20 protein-coding genes are annotated in these 19,363 nt (G+C 67.9%); 8 read left to right on the top strand and 12 right to left on the bottom strand.

The genetic code is table 11. The features are described 5' to 3' along the window. Positions 1-19 precede the first annotated feature (19 nt). Together QZH52_RS27760 and QZH52_RS27755 are read right to left on the bottom strand one after the other, a co-directional pair. Positions 20-1,105: a tartrate dehydrogenase gene (locus QZH52_RS27760; protein WP_301813986.1), complete on the bottom strand. Its 1,086-nt coding sequence runs from the start codon at positions 1,103-1,105 to the stop codon at positions 20-22. Continuing rightward, the gene (locus tag QZH52_RS27755) at positions 1,102-1,998 is read right to left on the bottom strand and encodes an alpha/beta fold hydrolase (protein WP_301813984.1); all 897 of its coding nucleotides are present in this window, start codon (positions 1,996-1,998) and stop codon (positions 1,102-1,104) included. The genes QZH52_RS27760 and QZH52_RS27755 overlap by 4 nt, the downstream gene beginning before the upstream one ends. A 74-nt stretch (positions 1,999-2,072) precedes the next feature. Between QZH52_RS27755 and QZH52_RS27750 the strand changes: the two genes are divergently transcribed. Beyond that, positions 2,073-3,011, top strand: a complete 939-nt coding sequence (locus QZH52_RS27750) for a LysR family transcriptional regulator (protein WP_301813982.1) — start codon at positions 2,073-2,075, stop codon at positions 3,009-3,011. Here the strand turns inward: QZH52_RS27750 and QZH52_RS27745 are convergent. The 4 genes from QZH52_RS27745 to QZH52_RS27730 form a co-directional block, all read right to left on the bottom strand. Then, positions 3,004-3,876 (bottom strand): DMT family transporter, encoded by an 873-nt coding sequence (locus QZH52_RS27745; RefSeq protein ID WP_286524521.1) that lies wholly within the window; start codon positions 3,874-3,876, stop codon positions 3,004-3,006. The two genes, QZH52_RS27750 and QZH52_RS27745, sit on opposite strands and share 8 nt — an antisense overlap. Then, on the bottom strand, positions 3,873-4,439 hold the full coding sequence (gene pgsA / locus QZH52_RS27740) for a CDP-diacylglycerol--glycerol-3-phosphate 3-phosphatidyltransferase (protein WP_301813979.1): 567 nt from the start codon (positions 4,437-4,439) through the stop codon (positions 3,873-3,875). The genes QZH52_RS27745 and pgsA overlap by 4 nt, the downstream gene beginning before the upstream one ends. 234 nt (positions 4,440-4,673) lie before the next feature. Continuing rightward, entirely contained in the window at positions 4,674-6,641 is a 1,968-nt protein-coding gene (gene uvrC / locus QZH52_RS27735; RefSeq protein WP_301813977.1) for an excinuclease ABC subunit UvrC, read from the bottom strand. Positions 6,642-6,646: 5 nt separating this feature from the next. Continuing rightward, positions 6,647-7,129 carry an OsmC family protein gene (locus tag QZH52_RS27730; protein WP_301813975.1) on the bottom strand — a complete coding sequence of 161 codons (483 nt, stop codon included), beginning with the start codon at positions 7,127-7,129 and terminating at the stop codon, positions 6,647-6,649. 49 nt (positions 7,130-7,178) lie between these two features. Between QZH52_RS27730 and earP the strand changes: the two genes are divergently transcribed. From earP to QZH52_RS27715, 3 genes are all read left to right on the top strand, one after another. After that, positions 7,179-8,246, top strand: a complete 1,068-nt coding sequence (earP, locus tag QZH52_RS27725; RefSeq protein WP_301813973.1) for an elongation factor P maturation arginine rhamnosyltransferase EarP — start codon at positions 7,179-7,181, stop codon at positions 8,244-8,246. 154 nt (positions 8,247-8,400) lie between these two features. Next, positions 8,401-8,955 carry an elongation factor P gene (gene efp / locus QZH52_RS27720; RefSeq protein WP_286367245.1) on the top strand — a complete coding sequence of 185 codons (555 nt, stop codon included), beginning with the start codon at positions 8,401-8,403 and terminating at the stop codon, positions 8,953-8,955. Positions 8,956-9,081: 126 nt separating this feature from the next. After that, positions 9,082-9,951, top strand: coding sequence for an LOG family protein (locus tag QZH52_RS27715; protein WP_301813968.1), 870 nt, complete (start codon positions 9,082-9,084; stop codon positions 9,949-9,951). On the opposite strand, the gene QZH52_RS27710 is transcribed toward QZH52_RS27715, so the two are convergent. From QZH52_RS27710 to pncB, 5 genes are read right to left on the bottom strand one after another with little or no spacing between them, the layout of a single operon-like run. Next, positions 9,952-11,127: an MFS transporter gene (locus QZH52_RS27710; RefSeq protein ID WP_301813967.1), complete on the bottom strand. Its 1,176-nt coding sequence runs from the start codon at positions 11,125-11,127 to the stop codon at positions 9,952-9,954. Further along, entirely contained in the window at positions 11,124-12,458 is a 1,335-nt protein-coding gene (locus QZH52_RS27705; RefSeq protein ID WP_301813966.1) for a DNA recombination protein RmuC, read from the bottom strand. The genes QZH52_RS27710 and QZH52_RS27705 overlap by 4 nt, the downstream gene beginning before the upstream one ends. 4 nt (positions 12,459-12,462) lie before the next feature. Then, positions 12,463-13,449, bottom strand: coding sequence for a 2-hydroxyacid dehydrogenase (locus QZH52_RS27700; RefSeq protein ID WP_301813965.1), 987 nt, complete (start codon positions 13,447-13,449; stop codon positions 12,463-12,465). Positions 13,450-13,451: 2 nt separating this feature from the next. Next, a complete protein-coding gene (locus tag QZH52_RS27695) occupies positions 13,452-14,882 on the bottom strand; it encodes a sodium:proton antiporter (protein ID WP_301813964.1) in 1,431 nt (476 codons plus the stop codon). Then, positions 14,879-16,096 carry a nicotinate phosphoribosyltransferase gene (gene pncB / locus QZH52_RS27690; protein WP_286507398.1) on the bottom strand — a complete coding sequence of 406 codons (1,218 nt, stop codon included), beginning with the start codon at positions 16,094-16,096 and terminating at the stop codon, positions 14,879-14,881. Before pncB ends, QZH52_RS27695 begins: the two co-directional genes overlap by 4 nt. Before the next feature lie 187 nt (positions 16,097-16,283). On the opposite strand from pncB, the gene QZH52_RS27685 reads away from it, so the two are divergent. Further along, entirely contained in the window at positions 16,284-16,517 is a 234-nt protein-coding gene (locus QZH52_RS27685) for a CsbD family protein (protein ID WP_301813963.1), read from the top strand. Between the two features lie 43 nt (positions 16,518-16,560). Beyond that, positions 16,561-16,962 (top strand): hypothetical protein, encoded by a 402-nt coding sequence (locus QZH52_RS27680; RefSeq protein ID WP_301813962.1) that lies wholly within the window; start codon positions 16,561-16,563, stop codon positions 16,960-16,962. A 69-nt stretch (positions 16,963-17,031) separates the two neighbouring features. On the opposite strand, the gene QZH52_RS27675 is transcribed toward QZH52_RS27680, so the two are convergent. Beyond that, positions 17,032-17,469 carry an acyl-CoA thioesterase gene (locus QZH52_RS27675; RefSeq protein WP_301813961.1) on the bottom strand — a complete coding sequence of 146 codons (438 nt, stop codon included), beginning with the start codon at positions 17,467-17,469 and terminating at the stop codon, positions 17,032-17,034. Between the two features lie 236 nt (positions 17,470-17,705). Between QZH52_RS27675 and QZH52_RS27670 the strand changes: the two genes are divergently transcribed. Both QZH52_RS27670 and QZH52_RS27665 read left to right on the top strand, forming a co-directional pair. Further along, on the top strand, positions 17,706-18,263 hold the full coding sequence (locus QZH52_RS27670; protein ID WP_286524543.1) for a phasin family protein: 558 nt from the start codon (positions 17,706-17,708) through the stop codon (positions 18,261-18,263). Positions 18,264-18,405: 142 nt separating this feature from the next. Continuing rightward, positions 18,406-19,164, top strand: coding sequence for a 3-hydroxyacyl-CoA dehydrogenase (locus QZH52_RS27665; RefSeq protein WP_301813960.1), 759 nt, complete (start codon positions 18,406-18,408; stop codon positions 19,162-19,164). Positions 19,165-19,363: the final 199 nt, after the last annotated feature.

Below are 19,363 nucleotides of genomic sequence, written 5' to 3'. Positions count from 1 at the left end.
CGTTTTGGCGAACCGATTTTCAAAGCGCCTCGGCGATGGCCTGGCCCAGATCGGTGGTTCCCGCGGTTCCGCCGATGTCCGGTGTGCGCGGGGCGCCGCTGCCGGGCGCGAGCACCTTCTCGATCGCGGCCAGGATGGCGTCGTGCGCCGCCTTGTGGCCCAGGAACTCCAGCATCATGGCGCCGCACCAGATCTGGCCGATCGGATTGGCGATGCCCCGCCCGGCGATGTCGGGCGCCGACCCGTGCACCGGCTCGAACAGCGACGGCGTGGTGCGTTCGGGGTTGAGGTTGGCGCTGGGCGCGATGCCGATGGTGCCGGTGCAGGCCGGGCCGAGATCGGAGAGGATGTCGCCGAACAGGTTGCTCGCCACCACCACATCGAAGAAGTCGGGCCGCTGCACGAAGTGCGCGGTCAGGATGTCAATGTGGAACTTGTCGAGCGCGACGCCCGGATAGTGCTTCGCCATCGCCGCCACGCGCTCATCCCAGTAGGGCATGGTGATCGAGATGCCGTTGGACTTGGTCGCGCTCGTGAGGTGTTTCTTCGGCCGCGACGCAGCCAGCTCGAAGGCGAACTTCAGCACCCGGTCGACGCCGACGCGCGACATCACGGTTTCCTGGATCACGATCTCGCGAGCCGAGCCTTCGAACATGCGCCCGCCGATGCTCGAGTATTCGCCCTCGGTGTTCTCGCGCACGATGTACATGTCAATCTCGCCGGGTTCGCGCGGCGTGCCGTCGCGCCGCACCACCGGCGCCACGATGCCGGGCATCAGGCGGGCCGGCCGCAGGTTGATGTACTGGTCGAACTCGCGCCGGAACAACAGCAAGGACCCCCAGAGGGACACATGGTCGGCGATCTTCTCGGGCCAGCCGACGGCACCGAAGTAGATCGCGTCGTGGCCGCCGATCTGGTCCTTCCAGTCGTCGGGAAGCATCTTGCCGTGCTTCTCGAAATAGTCCCAGCTCGAGAAATCGAAATGGTCGAACTTGAGGTCGATGCCGAACTTGCGGCTGGCGGCATCGAGCACGCGCAGGCCCTCGGGCATGGTCTCCTTGCCGATGCCGTCGCCGGCGATGACTGCGATGCGTTGGGTGCTCATGTCTCGATCCTTGGGTTCGCGTTGAAGAAAGCAAGCGCCTCGGCCAGCAACTCGGCCGGCGCTTCCTCGGGAATGTAGTGGCCGCACGGCAGCGCGCCGCCGGCGACGTCGTCGGCCCGCTCGCGCCACAGCGACAGCACGTCGAACGAGCGCCCGACGGCGCCGTGGGCGCCCCACAGCACGCGCAGCGGCTGTGCCAGCCTGCGGCCGGCGGCGATGTCAACACGGTCGTGGTCGAGGTCGATGCCGGCCGACGCACGGTAGTCCTCGCAGATCGCCTGCGCACTGCCGGGGATCGCGGCGCAGCGTTCGTATTCGGCCAGCGCCTCGGGCGTGAAAGGCGCGAGACCCGCGTGCCGTCCACCCATCACGCTGCGGATATAGCGGACCGGATCGCTGTCGATCAGCGCTTCCGGCAGCGGCGGCGGCTGGATCAGGAAGAACCAGTGCCAGTAGGCCCGGGCGAAGGCCTCCGAGGTGTTCTCGTACATCGCGAGCGTCGGCGCGATGTCGAGCAGCATCAGCCGCTCGACCGCTTGCGGGTGATCGGCCGCCAGCCGGTGGGCCACGCGCGCGCCGCGGTCGTGCGCCAGCACGCCGAAGCGTTCGAAGCCATGCGCGCGCATGGCGTGCAGCGCATCGAGCGCCATCTCGCGCTTGCTGAAGTTCGAATGGGCCTCGTCGGCGGGCGGCCGGCCCGAGTCGCCGTAGCCGCGCAGGTCGACCAGGACGACCGTGAACTGCTCAGCCAGGCGAGGTGCCACCCGATGCCAGTTGGCGTGCGTCTGCGGATGGCCGTGGAGCAGCAGCAGGGGCGCCCCGCGGCCACCGATGCGGCCATGCACCTTGACGCCATTGCGCGTCAGGTCGAAGGAGGTGAAGGCATCGAACATGGGTCGATTGTGCGTTGCGCCACTCGTGGCATCAAGCAACAATGGGCCAATTGATAATTTCTGAAATGGCATGAATGGAACGCAGTGACCTGGAGCTTGTGCTGGCGATCCGCAGCCGCGGCAGCCTGGCCGGCGCCGCGCTCGCGCTCAACGTGGTCCCGTCGGTGGTGACCAAGCGCCTTGGCGCGCTGGAGGCCCGGCTCGGCCAGCGGCTGTTCGAGCGCACCACGCGCCGCCTCAGCGCCACCGCCGAGGGCGAAACCGTGTGCCAGCATGCCAAGGGCCTGCTCGAAGGCTTCGCAGCGCTCGAGAACGAGCTCGGCGAACGCCAGAGCGAACTCAGCGGGACGGTGCGGCTGGCCGGCACCTTCGGCTTCGGCCGCCGCTGGCTGGGCCCGGCGCTGGCGAGCTTCAACCAGCGCCACCCCGGGCTCGAAATCCAGCTGCAGCTGGTCGAGGCCCTGCCCGACCTCGGCGCCGAGGGCTTCGACGGCGCGGTCTGGCTCTGGGCGCCGCAGCATCGCCGGGCCGGCGACTGGGTCAGCCGGCGCATCGCGCGCAACCAGCGGGTGCTGGCCGCGAGCCCGGACTACCTCGCGCGCCGCGGCATGCCGGCCGACGTGGCGGCGCTGGCGGCGCACGACTGCCTGGTGGCGCGCGAGAACAGCGTCGGCGGCGAGCGCGAGTTCGCCCTGTGGACGCTGCGCCAGGCCAGGGACGGCAGCACCGCGCGGGTGCGGGTGCGCGGCCCGCTGTCCAGCAACTCGGGCGAGATGGTGCGCGACTGGTGCCTGTCGGGCCACGGCATCATGCTGCGCAGCCTGTGGGACATCGCGCCACAGCTTGCGTCCGGCGAACTGGTGCGCGTGCTGCCGCAGCATGCGATGCCGGATGCGGACATCCAGTGGATCGCACCCTGGCGTCCCAAGACGCCGCGCCGGGTGCGGCTGCTGATCGATTTCCTGGTCGAGAGTTTTCGGGCCGAGCCGTGGAAGGCCGTCGGGCCTACTTGACGACCAGGCTGACGCCCACCGCGGTGATCGCGATGCCGGCCAGGGTCAGGGCGGTGATCGGTTCCGCGAACAGCAGCCAGGCCATCACGGCCGTGCACGGCGGCACCAGGTAGAGCAGGCTGGTCACCGCGGTGGCGGTGCCGCGCTGGATCAGCATGTAGAGCAGCGAACTGCCGCCCAGCGACAGCGCGAGCACCGACCACGCCATGGCGCCGCCCGAGGCCAGGTTCCAGTGAATGCTGTCGGGCTCGAGCGCCGCGAACGGCAAGGTGACGATCAAGGCTGCGGCCATCTGGATCGCGCTGGCGCTGCGGACGTCGCAGGGCGCGAGAAAGCGCTTCTGGTACAGCGTGCCGGCGGTGATCGACAACAGCGCCAGCAAGGCCAGCCCCATGGTCAGTGCGCTGACCTCCCCGCCCTGCCCGAGCTTGCGCGACACGACCAGCACCAGGCCGCCGAAACCGAGCAGCAGCCCGGTCCATTGGCGCCGCGTGATCCGGCCGCCGAACATGCTGAGCCAGACGGCGGTCAGCACCGGCTGGATACCGACCAGCAGCGCGACCAGCCCGGACCCCATGCCGGCCCGCACCGCGGCCCAGACGCCGCCGAGGTAGCCGGCCTGCATCAGCACGCCGACGACCGCGAGATGGCCCCATTGCGTGCGATCGCGCGGCCACGCAACGCGGGCCCAGCGGACCCAGACCAGGAAGCAGACCATCGAGAGCGCATAGCGCACGGCGAGGAATTTGAGCGGCGGCGCATGGGGCATGCCGAAGCGCGCCACGATGAAGCCGGTGCTCCAGATCAGCACGAACACCGCCGGCATGGCCCGCAGCCAGCCCGTCGACCGGGCCGCAGCGGTCATTTCGCGCGGGCCCGGATTTCGGGGATCGCCTTCTGCAGGTAATAGACCATCGACCAGACGGTGAGGACGGCCGAGAGCCAGATCAGCCATTGGCCCCAGGTGCCGGTGTCGATGCGGCCGAACAGGACGCCGTCGAACAGCAGGAACGGGATCGCGACCATCTGCACCACGGTCTTCACCTTGCCCACCATGTGGACCGCCACGCTCTTGCTGGCGCCGATCTGCGCCATCCATTCGCGCAAGGCGGAGATCGCGATCTCGCGGCCGATGATGATCAGCGCCACGAAGACGTCGGCGCGGTTCAGGTGGACCAGCACCAGGAGCGAGGCGCAGACCAGGAATTTGTCGGCCACCGGATCGAGGAAGGCGCCGAAGGCCGAGGTCTGCTTGAGCCGGCGCGCCAGGAAACCGTCGAGCCAGTCGGTGGCCGCGAAGACGATGAACATCACCGTGGCGATCCAGTTGCGCATCGGCTCGGCCAGCGGCAGGTAGAACACGCCCACGATCAGGGGGATCGCGACGATGCGCGTCCAGGTCATGATCGTTGGCAAGGTCCAGAACATTGCGCTGGAGTATAGGGGCCGGGAGGAATCGCCCCCACGCTCCCCCACTGCGTGTGGGTCGCTGCCCCCCGAGGGGGCCGCAGGCCGCCTTGGGGCGGCCCGGCGCCGGCCTGAATCGCCCCCACGCTCCCCCACTGCGTGTGGGTCGCTGCCCCCCGAGGGGGCCGCAGGCCGCCTTGGGGCGGCCCGGCGCCGGCCTGAATCGCCCCGACGCTCCCCAAGGGGGCCGCAGGCCTAGTGCAATGCGCGGTAGATCTCTTCGGCCAGGTCGAAGGCGATGCCATCGACCGACGCGATGTCCTCCACGCTCGCCGCCGCCACGCCGCGGATGCCGCCGAAGCGCTGCAGCAGGCGCGCGCGCCGCTTCGGGCCGATGCCCGGGATGTCCTCGAGCTGGCTGCCGCCGACCCGCACCTTGGCGCGCTTGGCGCGCATGCCGGTGATGGCGAAGCGATGCGCCTCGTCGCGGATCTGCGCCACCAGCATCAGCGCCGCGGAGTCGCGGCCCAGGTAGACCTTCTCGCGGCCATCCGCGAACACCAGTTCCTCGAGGCCGACCTTGCGGCCCTCGCCCTTCTCGACGCCGACGATCAGCGACAGCGGCAAACCCAGTTCGCTGAACACCTCGCGCGCCATCGACACCTGGCCCTTGCCGCCATCGACCAGCACCAGCTCCGGCATCCGCGCGGTCCGCGTGCCCGGCTTGGCGTCGGTGCCGACGCCCGCGGCATCGCCGGCCGGCGGTGCCTCGGTCTCGGCCGCCATCGCCTCGGCCAGCTTGCCGTAGCGCCGGTGCAGCACCTGGCGCATCGCGGCGTAGTCGTCGCCCGGCGTGATGCCTTCGATGTTGTAGCGCCGGTATTCGCGGTTCTGCATGGCGTGGTGCTCGAACACCACGCACGAGGCCTGGGTCGCCTCGCCCGCGGTGTGCGAGATGTCGAAGCACTCGACGCGGAAATTGTCGAGGTCGTCCGGCGCCAGTTCGAGCGCATCGACCAGCGCCCGCGTGCGGGCCTGCTGCGAGCCTTCTTCGGCCAGCAGGCGGGCCAGTTGCAGCCCGGCGTTCTTGGTCGCCATCTCGAGCCAGTGGCGGCGCTGCTCGCGCGGCTGGAAGACCGCCGTCACACGGGTGCCCGACTGCTGCGACACGGCCTCGATCAGCGCGCGGCTCACGAGCTCGCTGAGCACCAGCGTGGCCGGCACCGGGACGTCGATGTAGTGCTGGGCGATGAAGGCCTCGAGCACCTGCACCTCGACCGCGTCGGCCGGCGGCGGCGGGCCGTCGTCGCCCTCGCCCTCGGCGTGCTGCATCTGCGCGGCATCCTCGACATGCACCGGGAAGTAGGCCCGGTCGCCCAGATGCCGCCCGCCCCGCACCATGGCGAGGTTCACGCAGGCCTTGCCGCCCTGCACCTTGACCGCCAGGATGTCGACGTCCTTGTCGGAAGCGATCTCGATCGACTGCTGGTGCAGCACGCGCGACAGGGCCGACATCTGGTTGCGCAGCTCGGCCGCCTGCTCGAACTCGAGCTTCTCGGCATGCGCCATCATGCGCGCCTCGAGCTGGGTCAGCACGGCCTGCGTGTCGCCCATCAGGAAGGCCTCGGCGTTGGCCACGTCCTGGGCATAGGCCTCGGGCGTGATGTGGCCGACGCAGGGAGCGGTGCAGCGCTTGATCTGGTAGAGCAGGCACGGCCGGGCGCGGTTGGCGTAGACCGTGTCTTCGCAGGTGCGCAGCTTGAAGACCTTCTGCAGCAGCTGGATCGATTCTTTCACCGCCCATGCGCTGGGGTACGGGCCGAAATAGCGGTGCTTGCGATCGACCGAGCCCCGGTAGTAGGCCAGCCTGGGGAACTGGTGCGACGCGATCTTGAGATAAGGGTAGCTCTTGTCGTCGCGAAAAAGAATGTTGTAGCGCGGCTTGAGCGACTTGATGAGGTTGTTCTCGAGCAGCAGCGCCTCGGCCTCGGAGCGCACCACGGTGGTCTCCATGCGGGCGATCTTCGAGATCATGTGGCCGATGCGCGTGCCGCCGTGGCTCTTCTGGAAATAGTTCGCGACCCGCTTCTTGAGGTTGCGCGCCTTGCCGACGTAGAGCACGCCGCCCTGGGCGTCGAAGTAGCGGTAGACGCCCGGCAGCTGCGGCAGGGCCGCCACTTCGCTGAGCAGTTGGTCGGAATGGACGGAAGGGGTCTCAGGCATCGTTCTCAGGGTTGCGAGGAGGCCGCGATCACCGGCTCGCAGCGCACGTCCGTCTTGACCGAGTTGGCGATGAAGCACTGGTCATGTGCCGAGTGGTGCATCGCCTCGTGTTGTTCCGTCGACGGCTGACTCTGGCCCGAGAACTGCACCTCGGGACGCAAGGTGACGACGGTCATCGCGATCTTGCCTTCGGCATTGCGGCCCATCTTGCCGCTGGCGTGATCGGCGTAGCGCTCGACGCAGAAGCCGCGCGAGGCCGCGATAGACAGGAACCACAGCATGTGGCAACTCGACAGCGAGGCGACGAAGGCTTCTTCGGGATCGACCGCGGCGGCGTCCGACAGCGGCAGCGGCACCACGTGCGGCGAGGACGAGCCCAGCCATTCGGCACCGCCGTCGAAACGGATGGCGTGGCGGCGGCTGTAGCGGTTGCCGAGAAAATCCTGGTCGCCGCGCTGCCAAAGGATGTCGGCCGAGTGTTGTGACATGGGGGCTGTCTCCGGTGTCTTCGTGTGGAGGGCTGTAGAGTATCCCGCGATGCGCTGGGACATTTTCTGCAAGGTGATCGACAACCATGGCGACGTAGGCGTCTGCTGGCGGCTGGCCACATCGCTGGCCGGTCCGGACGACACCGTCCGCCTGTGGATCGACGACCCGTCGGCGCTGGCCTGGATGGCACCCGGCGGCTGCGATGGCGTCACGGTCGTTCCCTGGACCCCGACCCACGCGGCGCGGGCCGCTTCGGAGGCGGCGCCGGACGTGCTGATCGAGGCCTTCGGCTGCGATCCCGCCCCCGAGGTCATTGCCCGCTTCGCCGAGCATGCGGACCATGAGGGCGCCCGCCGCCACTGGATCAACCTCGAATACCTGTCCGCAGAGCCCTACGTCGAACGCCTGCACGGCCTGCCCTCCCCCGTATTCCGGGCCCCCGGCGCGGGCCTGACCAAGTATTTTTTCTACCCGGGGTTCACCGAGCGCACGGGCGGGCTGCTGCGCGGGCCGGACCTCATGGGGCGACGCGCCCGCTTCGACCGCGCCGCCTGGTTCCGACGCCAGGGCATCGACTGGCAGGGCGAGCGGGTGGTCTCGCTGTTCTGCTACGAACCGCCGGCCCTCGAGGCGCTGCTGGCGCAATTCGAGCATGCGGCCGAGCCGACCCGCCTGCTGGTCACCGCCGGGCGCGCCGCTGCCGCCTTGCCGCCCGGCCCGCCCCGGCGCGGCGCCCTCGCCATCAGCTGGCTGCCCACCCTGCCCCAGCCGGAGTTCGACCACCTGCTGTGGGCCTGCAACCTGAATTTCGTGCGCGGCGAGGATTCTCTGGTGCGGGCGCTCTGGGCCGGCGCGCCCTTCGTCTGGCAGATCTATCCGCAGGACGACGATGCCCACCACGAGAAACTGAACGCCTTCCTGGACTGGCTGGAGGCGCCGCCGACGCTGCGCGGCTTTCATCACCTGTGGAGCGGCATCAAGGACGGCGACCTGCCTTTCCTGGACCGCTCCACCTTGGCCTCCTGGGCCGAGGTCGCAGGGGCGGCACGCGCCCGGCTGCTCGCACAAGACGACCTTTTGACCCGACTTCGGCGATTCGTCGCCCAAAAAAGCTAAAATTGCGGGCTTTGCGGAATTCCGACGGCGCTTCCGACCCAGGTGTCCCCTGGACCGAACGCCGATCGAAGCTTCCGCTGAACCCGCCGCGGTGAATGCGCCAGAGGGCCGAGCCCTACAGTGCACGAGCGGCCAACATCCAGAGACCCTGATTATGAAAATCGCTCAAGAAATCCGCGCTGGCAACGTGATCATGCATGGCAAGGACCCGATGGTCGTCCTGAAGACCGAATACAGCCGTGGCGGCCGCAATTCCGCCACCGTGCGCATGAAGCTCAAGAGCCTGATCGCCAACTTCAACACCGAAGTCGTGTTCAAGGCCGACGACAAGATCGACCAGATCGTGCTCGACAAGAAGGAGTGCACCTACTCTTACTTCGCCGACCCGATGTACGTCTGCATGGACACCGAGTACAACCAGTACGAAGTCGAAGCCGAGAACATGGGCGACTCGCTCAACTACCTCGAAGACGGCATGCCGGTCGAAGTGGTCTTCTACGACGGCAAGGCGATCTCGGTCGAACTGCCGACCAGCGTCGAGCGCGAAATCACCTGGACCGAGCCGGCCGTCAAGGGCGACACCTCGGGCAAGGTCATGAAGCCGGCCAAGATCTCGACCGGCTTCGAGATCGGCGTGCCGCTGTTCGTCGCCCAGGGCGACAAGATCGAAATCGACACCCGCACCGGCGAATACCGCAAGCGCGTCTGACCGACCGCCACCCCACAAAAAGGCTCCCGCGGGAGCCTTTTTTGCATCCCGGTCCCTGATGCGCGGCCGCAACGGGCCCGAAACCTGCAACGCGCACAATCCAGAACCCGCCTTCCCCGCACGACCATGGACAACCACAGCACTCACGACCTTCACGACAAGCGGCTCGCCGATGCCTGGGCCACCCTGCAGGCCCATTCGGACAAGGGACTGCCGCTGCACACCGATCCTTCGCGGCTGGCCTTCGCCGATCCCGAATTCCTGCTGCGGCGTGAAACCCGCGGCCTGCGCATGCAGCTCGAGCTCATGAAACCCGACCTCGAGATGCGCGCCCACGGCATCGAGAACACGGTGGTGGTGTTCGGCAGCGCGCGCTTCCGCAGCGAAGAGGAATCGGGCGCGCTGATCGCCCAGGCCGAGGCCGCCGGCGACAGCGTGGCAGCCGACCGCTGGCGCAAGCTGGCGCGCAGCTCGCACTACTACGAGAAGGCGCGCGCCTTCGGCAAGATGGTGGCGCAGTACAGCAACGACCGCGAACCGCAGGACAAGCTCTTCGTCTGCACCGGCGGCGGGCCCGGCATCATGCAGGCCGCCAACCGCGGCGCCTACGAGGGCGGCGGCCTGTCGGTCGGGCTGGCGATCGCGCTGCCGATGGAAGAAGAAGCCAATCCCTACGTGACGCCGGCGCTGAGCTTCAAGTTCCACTACTTCGCGATCCGCAAGATGCATTTCATGATGCGGGCGAAGGCGCTGGTGGCCTTCCCGGGCGGCTTCGGCACGCTCGACGAGCTGTTCGAGGTCATCACGCTGGTGCAGACCAAGAAGGCCAAGCCGGTGCCGATCGTGCTGTTCGGCTCGGACTACTGGAAACAGCTCATCAACTTCGAGTTCCTGGCCGAGGAAGGCGTGATCTCGCCCAACGACGTGAAGCTGATCGAGTACGTCGACGCGCCCCAGGACGCCTGGGCTTACATCAAGACCTTCTACAAGCTGTAGCTACTCGCCGCGCGGCGGCACCTGCAGGCCCCACACCGAGCGGGTGCCCGCGGCCACCACGCCGCCGACGATCCAGAACACGCCGGCGACGCCGATCAGCGCGCCGGCGGCGCCGAACAGCATCGGCATCGCCACGCTCGAAGCGTTGAGAGTCATCACGCGCAGGCCGAGCGCCTCGCCGTGGCGCGCATGCGGCGTGATCTGGTGCAGCATGCTCATCACCATCGGCTGCACGGCGCCGAGGGCGATGCCGAGCACCACCGAGCAAGCGCCCATGCCGAGCGCGCTGGTCATCAGCGGATAGACCGCGAAGACCAACGCCGTGACCACGTTCGAAGCCGCGATCACGCTGCGCTCGCTGAAGCGCGATGCGACCAGCGGCAGCACCACGCGGATGGCGGCCGCCGCGACCGCGAAGGCGCCGAGGATCGATCCGATCACCGACGCGCTCAGGCCGCGCTCATGGCCGAGCAGCGGCAGCACGAAGGTATGGACATCCCAGGCCGCCGATTGCATCCAGTTGACGAACAGCAGCCGCCTGAACATCGGCTGGGCCAGCAGGTCCCAGGCGCGCGGCCTGGGCGCGCCCGCCGGCAGGCTGATGTGCGGAAGCTCGACGGTGCCGCGCGCCAGCAGCCAGCAGGCGACGGGCAGCAGCGCCAGCAGGGCGAAGGCCACGCGAAAACCGATCATGTCGCCAGGCACCGGGCCGGCGTGGTCGATCAGCAGCCCGGTGGCGAAGGGGCCGACGAAGTTGGCCGCGGCCGGCGCGATCGCCAGCCAGCTGAACACCTGCTTCAGCTCGGTCGGGTTGGTGGCCGCGCGGCCGACATGGCGCTGCAGCGCGATCACGGCGATGCCGGTGGCGCCGCCGGTCAGCAGCGCGGCCAGGCAGAGCACCGGGAACACCGGAAAAGCCCCGGCCAGCGCCGCACCCGTAGTCGCCGCCACCACGGCGATCGTGAGCGGCAGCCGCAGCCCGTGCCGGTCGGCGAAGCGGCCGGCGGGCAGCGCCAGGAACACCTGGGTCAGCGCGAACAGCGCCAGCAGCATGCCGACGGCCGCCGGACTGTAGCCGTCGCGCAAGGCGAGCAGCGGGGCCGCCAGCCGGGTGCCCGTCATCGCGGCATGCAGGCAGACCTGCGCGAGGATCAGGCGAAGCAATCCAGGGTTCACGGGGCGGCGGCGTCCTCGTCGTCGACCTGCGGCAGTAAGGCCTGGGTCTGCGCCTCGGGCAGCGCCTCGACCTTGCGCAGCGCCAGCCGCATCTGCCGGGCCCGGGTGTCGGCCTTGTCGAGCGTGTCGGAAGCCTTGGCCACCTGCTCCTTGATGCGCGACACCCATTCGCCGTAGCGCTCGAATTCGGTCTTGACCGCGCCCAGCACCTTCCAGACCTCGGACGCCTGGTGCTCCAGCGCCAGCGTGCGAAAGCCCATGTGCAGGCTGTTGAGCATGGCCAACAGCGTGGTCGGGCCGGCCAGCGTCACGCGATGCTGGCGCTGGATGGCATCCATCAGGCCCGGCCGGCGCAGCACCTCGGCGTAGAGGCTCTCGACCGGCAGGAACAGGATCGCGAAATCGGTGGTGTGCGGCGCCGCCAGGTAGTTGTCGGCGATCGACTTGGCCTCGCTGCGGATGCGCGCCTCGAGCGCCTTGGCGGCCAGCTCGGCGGCCGCTGCGTCGGCCCGCTCGTGGGCGTCGATCAGGCGCTCGTAGTCGTCGCGCGGAAACTTGGCGTCGATCGGCAGCCAGACCGGCGCGCCGTCGCCGCCGCGGCCCGGGAAGCGGACCGCGAAATCGACCCGCTGGCCGCTGCGCGGCTTGGTCTCGACCTGGCGGGCGAACTGCTCGGCCGTCAGCACCTGCTCGAGCAACGCCTCGAGCTGCACTTCGCCGAACACGCCGCGGGTCTTGACGTTGGTCAGCACCCGCTGGAGGCTCCCGACGCCCACCGCCAGCGACTGCATCTCGCCCAGCCCCTTGTGCACCTGCTCGAGCCGCTCGGCCACCTGCTTGAAGCTCTCGCCGAGCCGCGCCTCGAGCGTGCTCTGCAGCTTCTCGTCGACGGTCTGGCGCATCTCGTCGAGCTTGGCGGTGTTGCTCTGCTGCAGCTGCGCGAGCTGGGTTTCCATCGTCGCGCGCACTTCGGCGAGCCGGCGGGCATTGGACTCGGACAGCCCCTGGAGCTGGGTGTGGAGGGTGTCGGCGAGCGTCTTCTGCAACAGCGCGAGCTGCTGCGCGAAGGCGTCGATCTGGGCGTTCTGGGTGCGCGTGGACTCCGCCCCCTGGTGCAGCAAGGCGCGCTGGAAGGTGGCGAAGGCCTGCGCGCTTTCCTGGCGCGCGCCGCGCGACGATTCGCCGATCTCATGGCGCAGTTCGCGCTCGATGCGCTCGTTGCTGGCCAGAAGCGCCGAATGGTCGGAAGGCGGTGCGGGCCGCAGCAGCAGCCACAGCAGGAGGACGATATTCAAGGCCGCGAGGGCCAGCAGGATCCAGGTCTCGGTCACGGGCTCAGCGTGCCCCCAGCACCGCGGGGTTCAGCGGCGTCACCGGCTTGCCGTCGACCAGGAAGCCGATCAGGTTGTCGACCGCGAGATCGGCCATGGCCCGGCGGGTCGGCACGGTGGCGCTCGCGATGTGGGGCGTCAGCACCACATTGGGAACGGTCAGCAGGTCGGGGTGCACCTTGGGTTCGCCCTCGAAGACGTCGAGGCCGGCGGCGGCGATGCGGCGCTCGCGCAGCGCAACGGCCAGCGCGGCGTCGTCGACGATGCCGCCGCGCGCGATGTTGACCAAGGTCGCGGTCGGCTTCATCAGCGCCAGTTCGGCGGCGCCGATGGTGTGGTGGGAAGCCGGCGTGTAGGGCACCACCAGGACGACGTGGTCAGCAGTCTTGAGGAGCTCTTCCTTGCCGACGTAGCTGGCCTTGCACTCGGCTTCGAGCGCGGCATCGAGCCGCGAACGGTTGTGATAGATCACCTTCATGCCGAAGCCGAGCGCACCGCGCTTCGCGATGCCCTGCCCGATGCGTCCCATGCCGATGATGCCGAGCGTGGAGCCATGGATGTCGGAGCCCGAGAACATGTCGTAGCGCCACTTCTTCCACTGGCCTGCGCGCAGGAAATGCTCGCTTTCGGCAATCCGCCGCGCCGTGGCCATCAGCAGCGCGAAGCCGAAGTCAGCCGTGGTCTCGGTCAGCACGTCGGGCGCATTGGTGCCCAGCACGCCGCGCGCGGTCATGGCGTCGAGGTCGAAGTTGTTGTAGCCCACGGCCATGTTGGCGCAGATCTTCAGGTCGGGGCAGGCCGCGAGCAGCGCGGCGTCGATGCGCTCGCTGCCGGTGGTGAAGACGCCCTGCTTGCCCTGCAGCTTCTCGATCAGCTGGGCCGCGCTCCAGTCGTCGTCGGCCTGGTTGGCCTCGACGTCGAAGTGGGCCTGGAGCCGGGCGATGGTCTCGGGGAAGATCGAGCGGGCGACGAGGACTTTGGCTTGGGTCATGGTCAGCGGAAGAAGATGAAGGTGGTGAGGATGAACAGCGGGATCAGGATCGCGCCCGACCACAGCATGTAGCCGAAGAAGCTCGGCATGCGCACGCCGCGGCTCTCCGCGATGGCCTTGACCATCAGGTTGGGCGCGTTGCCGATGTAGGTGTTGGCGCCCATGAACACGGCACCGGCCGAGATCGCCGCCAGTGTCGTCGCATAGGTGGTCATCAGCGCCTGCGGGTCGCCGCCCGCGGTGTTGAAGAACACCAGGTAGGTCGGCGCATTGTCGAGGAAGGAGCTCAGGATGCCGGTGGCCCAGAAGTACATCGCCGGGTCGGGTTGGCCGTCGGGCCGGGTGACGGCCGAGACGATGGCGCCGAACGGGCCATGGAGGCCGGCCTTCAGCATCGCGATCACCGGCACGATGGTCAGGAAGATGCCCGCGAACAGCTTGGCCACCTCGGCCATCGGGCCCCAGCCGAACTGGTTGTCGGCATGGACCTTGGGCGCGGTGAGCTTGAGCGACAGCAAGGTCAGCGCCACCAGCCCGACATCGCGCACCAGGCCCGGCAGGCCGACCCTGGTGCCGTGGATGTCGAAGCCGAGCGGCGACTTCCAGACGCCGCTCAGCAGCACCAGGAAGAGCACGCCGCCCAGCAGCCAGAAGTTGACGGCGCCGTCGAAGCCGATGCCGCCGGTGTCGGGGGTCGGGTCGAAGGGCGTGACGCCTTCGTGGCGGAAGTACCAGCGGTCGAGCGCATAGAACAGGGCCAGCAGCGCGCCGACCACGAACAGCGTGTCGGGAAAGATGTTCTTCGCGGTCCAGAAGAAATCGACGCCCTTGAGGAAGCCGAGGAACAGCGGCGGATCGCCCAGCGGCGTCAGCGAGCCGCCGACGTTCGAGACGATGAAGATGAAGAACACGACCACGTGCACCTTGTGCTTGCGGTCGTCGTTGGCACGGATCAGCGGCCGGATCAGCAGCATCGAGGCGCCGGTGGTCCCCATCAGGCTGGCGAGCACCGCGCCGATCGCGAGGATCGCGGTGTTCAGGCCGGCCGAGCCGCGCAGGTTGCCGCGGATGTGGATGCCGCCGGCGACCGCGAACAGGGCCGCGAGCAGGATGATGAACGGGATGTACTCGGCCACCAGCGCATGGACCAGCTGGGCCCCGGCCTGCGGGGCGCCGTAAATCAGCCCGAAGGGCAGCAGGAAGGCCAGCGACCAGGCGGCCGACACCTTGCCGTAGTGGTGGTGCCAGAACGACGGCGCCAGCAGCGGCAGCAGCGCGATCGACAACAGGATGCCGGCGAAGGGCAGGCCCCACAGCGGCGACAGGCTGCCGCCGTCGAACTCGGCGGCGGCGGCAAGCGCCGGAAACGCCAGGGTCGACGCACCGGCCACCCCGATTCGCAGCCAGCGGCCGCAGCGGATCGGCGCCCTCATGCCGCAGGCTGCTCGATCTCGAAGACCTGCCGCAGGTAGGCCAGGTAGCGTTCGTCCTCGCACATGTTCTTGGACGGCGTGTCGGACAACTTGGCCACCGGCTGGTCGTTGCAGCGGATCATCTTGATGACGATCTGCAGCGGCTCGTAGCCGAGGTCGTTGGTCAGGTTGGTGCCGATGCCGAAGGCCAGCTGGCAGCGGCCGCGGAACTGCTGGTACAGCTCGATGGTCTTGGGCACCGTGAGGCCGTCGCTGAAGATCAGGGTCTTGGTCAGGGGGTCGACCCGGCTCGCGAGGTAGTGGGCCAGCATGCGCTCGCCCCACTGGAATGGGTCACCGCTGTCGTGGCGCGCACCGTCGAAGAGCTTGCAGAAATAGAGGTCGAAGTCGCGCAGGAAGGCGCTCATGCCGTAGACGTCCGACAGCGCGATGCCGAGGTCGCCGCGGTATTCCCGGGCCCACGATTCGAAGCCGAAGACCTGGCTGTCGCGCAGCCGGGGGCCGAGCGCCTGGCAGGCCTGCAGGTATTCGTGCGCCATGGTGCCGAGCGGAATCAGGCCGAGCTTCATGGCGTACAGCACGTTGCTGGTGCCAGCGAGCTGCGGCAGCTTCGACATCGCGTGCAGCGGCGCCGGCGCCGTGACCGCGCCAAGCCGGCTGACCAGCGTGCGCAGCACCTCTTCGTGCCAGTCCTTCGAGAAGCGCCGGCGGGTGCCGTAGTCGGCGATCTTGAGGTCGGCCAGCCGGTCGTCCTGGAGCTGGGCGATCTTGGTTTCGAGCCGGCGCCGGCCCTCGGCCAGGTCGGGCTGGGGCTGGGTATTGCGGAAGTACACCTCGTTGACGATCGCCAGCACCGGGATCTCGAACAGGATGGTGTGCAGCCACGGCCCCTTGATGCTGATCTCGAGCTCGCCCGAGGGCTGGGGAACGATGTCGATGTACTTCTCGTTGAGCCTGAACAGCCCGAGGAAGTCGACGAAGTCGCTCTTGATGAAGCGCATCGAGCGCAGGTAGCTCAGCTCGGGTTCGCGGAACTGCAGCGAGCAGAGATGCCGCACCTCTTCGCGGATCTGGACGGCGAAGCGCGCCAGGTCGATGCCGGGGTTGCGGCACTTGAAGCGGTACTCAACCCGCGCGCCCGGGAAATGGTGCAGGACCACCTGCATCATCGTGAACTTGTAGAGGTCGGTATCGAGCAGGCTGTGAATGATCATGGTGCGGCGCGCTGGTCTCCGGATTTCGGTGTGCGTTCGATTATCACGGGCGGCGTCGGCAAGTGCCTACGGCCCCTTCCCCGGGCGTCCTACCGGGGCGACGGCGGCCCCACGCGACAGTGTCTCCACGCCGGCCAGCGAGCGATGCGACCGGCGAGCAACCATCTGAAGCTGAAGGAGATACGTCATGAACAAAGACACCGTCGAAGGCAACTGGAAGCAGTTCAAGGGCAAGATCAAAGAGCAATGGGGCAAGCTGACCGACGACGATTTCGACGTCATCGCCGGCAAGCGCGACCAGCTGCTCGGTCGCATCCAGGAACGCCACGGCATCAGCCGCGACGAGGCCGAAAAGCAGGTTTCCGACTGGGAAAGCCGCGATGGCCGCACCCCCGCTGCGATCTGGATGGAACGCGTCTGACGCCCCACCCGATCCCACCCCATCACAACTCTGGAGAATCCAAATGAAAAAACATCTGCTCATGCTCGCGATCGCGTCCACCTGTTTCGTCGCCGGCCAGGCCAGCGCGATGACGCAGGACGAATACAAGGTCGCCAAGGAGAAGATCGAGGCCGACTACAAGGTCGCCAAGGCGAAGTGCGACACCTTGAAGGACAACGCCAAGGACGTCTGCGAGAAGGAAGCCAAGGGCCAGGAGAACGTCGCCAAGGCCGAACTCGAACAGCAATACAAGCCGAGCCCGGCGCACGCCCGCAACGTGGCTGAAGAGAAGGTCAAGGCCAACTACGAAGTCGCCAAGGAAAAGTGCGACGACCTGAAGAGCGATGCCAAGAGCGCTTGCGAGAAGCAGGCCAAGGCCGATGAAGCCAAGGGCAAGGCCGAAATCAAGGCCATGAAGATGTAACGCGCCCCTGGGCTGGCTGATTTTTCGTCGCCATCTACCCCCTGCCGGGAACCCTGGCAGGGGGTTTCGTTATTTGAGCTCGTCCACCACGGCTCTAAGGGCGGCCGGCAGCTTCACCGGCCGCTGAGATTCGCGGTCGACGTACACATGGACGAAATGGCCTTGCGCCGCGGCTGTCTCGGCGCCCTCGGCGAACAACGCAATCTCGTAGCGCACGCTCGAAGTGCCGGCATGCGCCACCCGGATCCCAGCCTCGACGGTCTGCGGGAAAGCCAGCGGGGCGAAATAGTGGCACTGGGTCTCGACCACGAAGCCGATCGTCGCGCCCTGGTGGATGTCGAGCGCCCCGCGCTCGATCAGCAGCGTATTCACCGCCGTGTCGAACCAGGCGTAGTAGACGACGTTGTTGACGTGGCCGTACATGTCGTTGTCGGCCCAGCGCGTCTGGATGCGCCGAAAGCAGCGGTAGCCGCTGCGGGATTGAGGGGTCGGTCGAACAGCGCTCATGGCGCGGCATTCTGCCAGCGCCGTCTCGGCGATCCTGGCGGAAATCGAATGCAACGCCTTCGGAACATTCCCATGGACAAGTTTTTAGAAAACACGTTCTAAATTGCTGCAGCGCAATAAAAACCCCTTGTCCAGAACGCGTGGCTGCTTATACTTGAGGCCATGCTGCACCGCAACATAAGTGAAGGGGCAGCTCAAGCGTGAATCAACATTTTCAATTCAACCGGAGCACCACCATGGCCCTCACCGCCGACCAAATCATTTCTTCGCAAAAAGCCAACCTCGAAACCCTGTTCGGCCTGACCACCAAGGCCTTCGAAGGCGTCGAAAAGCTGGTCGAACTCAACGTCACCGCTTCCAAGGCCGCCCTGACCGAAGCCGCCGGCACCAGCCAGGCCCTGCTGAGCGTCAAGGATGCGCAAGAGCTGCTGACGCTGCAAGCCAGCCTGTTCCAGCCCCTGGCTGAAAAGACCGCTGCCTACAGCCGTCACCTGTACGACATCGCCCAAGGCACCAGCGCCGAGTTCACCAAGGCTTTCGAAGTCAAGGCCGCTGAAGCCCAGCAAGCCTTCGTCGGCCTGGTCGACAGCGCCGCCAAGAACGCCCCGGCCGGCTCGGAAACCGCCGTCGCCGTCATGAAGAGCGCCGTGGCTGCCGCCAACAACGCCTTCGAATCGGTGCAAAAGGCTGTCAAGCAAGCCTCCGACGTCGCCGAAGCCAACTTCCAGGCCGTGCAGACCACCGCCGTGAACGCTGCCAAGAGCACCGCCCAGACCGCCACGCGCAAGCGCTAAGCATTTCAGGCCCGCTCGAGCGGGCCGCGATTGTCTCCTTGGGTCCTTCGGGATCCAATTCAGGGCCCCGTCTCCGGACGGGGCCTTTTTTTGTGGCCGATCGGGTCTTCGATAATGGCTGCCACACCATTTGGAGATCGGCATGCAAATCAACGGCAAGGTTTTTATCGTGACGGGCGGCGCTTCGGGCCTGGGCGAAGGCACGGCGCGGATGCTGGCGGCGAACGGCGGCAAGGTGGTCGTGGCCGACATGCAGGCGGACAAGGGCGAAGCGGTCGCCAAGGACATCGGCGGCGTCTTCGTCAAGTGCGATGTCAGCCAGGAAGCCGACGGCCAGGCCGCGGTTGCGGCCGCGCTGCAACTCGGCAAGCTGGTCGGCCTGGTCAACTGCGCCGGCATCGCGCCGGCCGAGAAGACCGTCGGCAAGAATGGCCCGCACGCGCTGGCGGTGTTCAGCAAGACCGTCACCGTGAACCTGATCGGCAGCTTCAACATGATCCGCCTGGCGGCCGACGCGATGGCCAGGAACGAGCCCGAGGCCACCGGCGAGCGCGGCGTGCTGATCTCGACCGCCTCGGTGGCGGCCTACGACGGCCAGATCGGCCAGGCCGCCTACAGCGCGTCGAAGGGCGGCGTGGTCGGCATGACCCTGCCGATAGCCCGCGACCTGGCGCGCAGCGGCATCCGCAACATGACGATCGCCCCCGGCATCTTCGGCACGCCGATGCTGTTCGGCATGCCGCAGGAGGTGCAGGACGCGCTGGCCGCCAGCGTGCCCTTCCCCTCGCGCCTGGGCACGCCCGAGGACTACGCCAAGCTGGCCAAGCACATCATCGAGAACGACATGCTCAACGGCGAGGTGATCCGCCTCGATGGCGCGATCCGCTTGGCGCCCCGCTGAACTGACCCCCACGCTCCCTCACTTCGTGTAGTCGCTGCCCCCCGAGGGGGCCGCAGGCCGCCTTGGGGCGGCCCGGCGCCGGCCTGGGTGACCCCCACGCTCCCTCACTTCGTGTAGTCGCTGCCCCCCGAGGGGGCCGCAGGCCGCCTTGGGGCGGCCCGGCGCCGGCCTGGGTGACCCCCACGCTCCCTCACTTCGT

The sequence above is a fragment of the Variovorax ginsengisoli genome, from assembly GCF_030486595.1.
Classification (GTDB): Bacteria; Pseudomonadota; Gammaproteobacteria; order Burkholderiales; family Burkholderiaceae_C; genus Variovorax; species Variovorax ginsengisoli_B.
This window is presented reverse-complemented; position numbering and strand designations above follow the sequence as displayed.